Source organism: Allobosea sp. CER48 (assembly GCF_044752385.1).
Lineage (GTDB): Bacteria > Pseudomonadota > Alphaproteobacteria > Rhizobiales > Beijerinckiaceae > Allobosea.
In genome coordinates this window covers 1-1,374 of sequence record NZ_JBIWYK010000658.1, presented here as the reverse complement: position 1 = coordinate 1,374, position 1,374 = coordinate 1, and the positions used below count along the sequence as shown (strand labels likewise).

The window sequence follows — 1,374 nt, the reverse complement described above, 5'->3', positions numbered from 1 at the left end:
CGCATGATCCCGACGCCCTCGACATCCTCAATCGCTTCTCCGGCCCTTCCGCTGCCCATTGGCTGGGCACCGACCATCTCGGCCGCGATCTCTACAGCCGCCTCGTCTTTGGCGCTCAGGTGGCGATGCTGGTCGCCCTGATCGCGATCACCTCCGCCCTTGTGGTGGGGACGCTGCTCGGCATCATCGCGGCCACGCTCAGCACAGGCTGGGAGCGCGTGATCCTGATCGTCTTCGACATCGTCTCCTCCTTCCCGAGCCTCGTGCTGGCGCTCGCGGTGGTGGCGGTGTTCGGCCCCTCCACCGGGCTGGTGACCGCGATCGTCGCGGTGACGCTGGTGCCGCATTTCGGCCGCGTCGCCCGCGCCCAGATGCTGACCCTTCGCAATGCGCCGTTCATGGAGGCGGAGCGCCTGCTCGGCACTTCCGCGCGGCGCCTGGTGCTGTCGCATGTGCTGCCCAACATCGCAGGGCCGCTCGTCGTGCTGGCCAGCATCGACATCCCCGTCGTCATCACGATCGAGGCCGGGCTTTCCTTCATCGGGCTCGGCGTGCGCCCGCCGCTCGCGAGCTGGGGCACGCTGATCTATGACGGCTATGCCTATCTCTCCGATTCGAAGGTCCCGGTGGTCGTCGCCAGTGCGGCGCTCGCCGTCGCCACGCTCGGCTTCACGCTGTTCGGCGAAGCCCTGCGCGATGCCGTCGACCCCCGCCTGGACCGGGGAGGGCATTGAGATGACCACGGCTTCCAACGCGATGGTGGAGATCCGCAATCTCAGACTAGACGCCAGAACCGATCAGGGGCCGGCGCATATCCTGCGCGGCATCAACCTGGAATTCGCGCGCGGCCGCATCATCGGAATCGTCGGCGAATCCGGTTCCGGCAAGTCGACGCTGGCGTCCTGCCTGCTGCGGCTGCTGCCCAACAATCTCGACAGCATCGACGGGGAGATCCTGTTCGAGGGCACCGATCTGCTCAAGCTGTCACCAGCCGAGATGAACGACTGGCGCGGCCGGAAAATCGCGATGATCTTCCAGGACCCGATGACGGCTCTGAACCCGCTCTTCACCGTCGCCACCCACCTGCGCGACATCCTGTGGCGGCGCTTTCCGCAACTTTCGCGTCAGGAGATCCGCGTCCGCAGCCTCGCCATGCTGACCAAGGTCGGCATCTCCGACGCCCCGGACCGGCTCGATGCCTATCCGCACCAGCTGTCGGGCGGCATGCGCCAGCGCATCGTCATCGCGATGGCGCTGCTGGTCGAGCCCGACCTGCTGCTGGCGGACGAGCCGACGACCGCGCTCGACGCCACTGTGGAGGCGCAGATCGTGGAGCTGCTCGACCGGCTGCGCCAGGATTTCTCCGGCTCGATC

At 67.2% G+C, this 1,374-nt stretch carries 2 protein-coding genes; both read left to right on the top strand.

Going from position 1 to position 1,374, the window contains the following annotated elements; all coding sequences use genetic code 11:
* Positions 1-734 (top strand): ABC transporter permease (locus tag ACIPIA_RS16340; RefSeq protein WP_400511027.1); only part of this gene is annotated, 734 nt, incomplete at its 5' end.
* Positions 697-1,374 (top strand): ABC transporter ATP-binding protein (locus tag ACIPIA_RS16335; protein WP_400511026.1); only part of this gene is annotated, 678 nt, incomplete at its 3' end. The genes ACIPIA_RS16340 and ACIPIA_RS16335, both read left to right, overlap by 38 nt.